Raw genomic sequence first — 2,118 nt, forward strand, 5'->3', positions numbered from 1 at the left:
CACCCGTCTGGCTTTCGATACGCACTACCGTGCCGGCATGCGGATCGACGACGAGCATCACGGTCTGTCCGGTGAGCTCGTACGGGACCTCGAAGCGCCGGTTCTGGTAAGAGACGGTGCCGTCGCGGCGAACGTGCCGGGGTACGCGATGCAAGAACAGTTCGTCGAGCTGCGCGGCCAGCGGCCCGAGCAGCCGGATGCGGGGCAGATCCTGCTGGTAGCGCAACAGTGGTGTCTGGTTACCCAGCGCGCTGTGGGGCTGACGGTGATAGACCTGCTCGACCCATGCCCACAACCGCGCGTTAAGGTCCGCGAGTTCGCGAATGTGCGTGGTATCGAGTTCGGCCAGAAACTGCTCACGTAATGTCCGATGCCAGCGTTCAAGCTTGCCCTTGCCTTCGGGCGCATATGGACGGCAATACACCAGCCGCATCGACAGCCGTGCGCAGATGCCCTGCAGCGTCGCGGCCCGGTACGCGGCGCCGTTGTCGACGACGATCGTCTTCGGAACGCCACGCCTGAGCAGGGCCTGCTTGAGCACGCCCTCGATGTCGAGCGCCGTCTCCGACAGACAGAACGCGCTATGGACAATCAGGCGCGAGGCGTCGTCCATCAGCGACACAAGATACGTCTTCATGCGACGCCCGCCAAACGACAGCGTGGGGCCGTGCATGACGTCGCCATACCAGATCGAGCCGGCGTGTTCGGCCGCGAAGCTGCGCTTCTCCTCGGGCACGACATCCGGTCCGGCAATGCGTGAGATACCGTGAGCCTTGAGCAGGCGATGTACGGCGCAGCGCGAGAGCGTGTCGCGCGGCACGAGGCCGGCGGCTTCCAGCAGCAGGCGGATCTGGCGGATTGAGCGGCGCGGGTTCTCACGTTTGGCCGCGAGCACCGCGACCTGCACCGGCTCGGGCAGCTTCGAGCGGCCAGTATCGGTGCGGCGCGCATCGGACAGGCCACCCAGTCCATTGCGGCGCCACGCGTAATACCACGCCTGCAGGGTCTTCTCGCTGATGTGGCGCCGGCGTGAACCGGGAATGGCGTATTCCTGCTGCGCGAGTTGCCGCACGATCTGCTGCAGTTCGCCGCGACTCAAGCGCTCACGGCTGACCAGCGGGCCGAGCACCGACAGGCGGAACAGCGCCTTCGGATCGATATCGTTCATGGAGGTCCCTGTTGAAGTGAAGGAACCGCCATCAAAGCGCTGATCGTCGGCGCGCGGCAGTGAGCAGACTGTGTGGAGTCCCCGCTGCAGTTCGGTCAGCGCCGTCGCACGGCGATCAGGAACCAGTCGATCATGGGACAGCTATGCCGTCATGATCCAGCCACGCCATCGCTTCGCATAGCGGCATGCGATGCAGGCAGGCCAGCCAGAAGTCGTCGCGATCGGCACTGCGGCCGAGCTCAGCAAAACGGCTACACAGCTGGAAGGTGAACGTCCCGTGAGCCGCCACCAGCGATCGCCTCCAGCGCCGCACGGTGTGATAAGCCAATGCGAAGACGCTTGCCGTACGGCGCAGCGAGGCGCCCGCTATCAGCAGTTGCAGCACGTTCTGCTGCAACGACCAGCCATACCATCGACGCGGACAGATGCACAGCGGCAGCCGTGAACAGGTCCGCGTGCATGACGGGCAACGGAAACGCGGCACGGGCACCGGATTGAGCGCGCCGTCGGCGCTGCGATCCGCTTTGCGCCCATAACAGCCGTGACACCACAGGCAGCCACTACCGCAATGCGGACAGCGATCGGGCCGGTAAGAAGCGGGAGAGCACTCAATCGCGCGATGATGTTGTTCGAGGGAGAGAAAGGCAAATACAATGCGATGCATGGCCGGTCTGTTCTTGATGTTTGTACGACGCCTGAGAAACATCGCACGATATCAGAGCAGCGCCGGCCATCCTGCTACCCCTCATGTCTCGCGCTGCGCGCGGTAATCGACAAAACATCGTCCTGGCTGACCGCGCGACAATCTCACCCCTCCCGGCTCATTCTGCGCGCGACGTAACAACTGGGTATTACCGGCCAACAACTGATGCGCTTTGCCAGATACGCAGACGTCCGCGGGCATCAAGGGCCTCTGACACTCGAGGTACAACTCGACTGGGCGCGAGAGC

General features: G+C 64.0%; 2 protein-coding genes. Both read right to left on the reverse strand.

What is annotated here, in order from left to right; all coding sequences use genetic code 11:
* Positions 1-1,168: DDE-type integrase/transposase/recombinase (locus tag VMJ11_RS27135; RefSeq protein WP_325623545.1), on the reverse strand; the 1,168-nt coding region annotated here is incomplete at its 3' end.
* Positions 1,169-1,298: 130 nt separating this feature from the next.
* Positions 1,299-1,832 (reverse strand): DUF6431 domain-containing protein, encoded by a 534-nt coding sequence (locus VMJ11_RS27140; protein ID WP_325623547.1) that lies wholly within the window; start codon positions 1,830-1,832, stop codon positions 1,299-1,301.
* Positions 1,833-2,118: the final 286 nt, after the last annotated feature.

This window comes from Paraburkholderia sp., assembly GCF_035501035.1.
Taxonomy (GTDB): Bacteria; Pseudomonadota; Gammaproteobacteria; order Burkholderiales; family Burkholderiaceae; genus Paraburkholderia.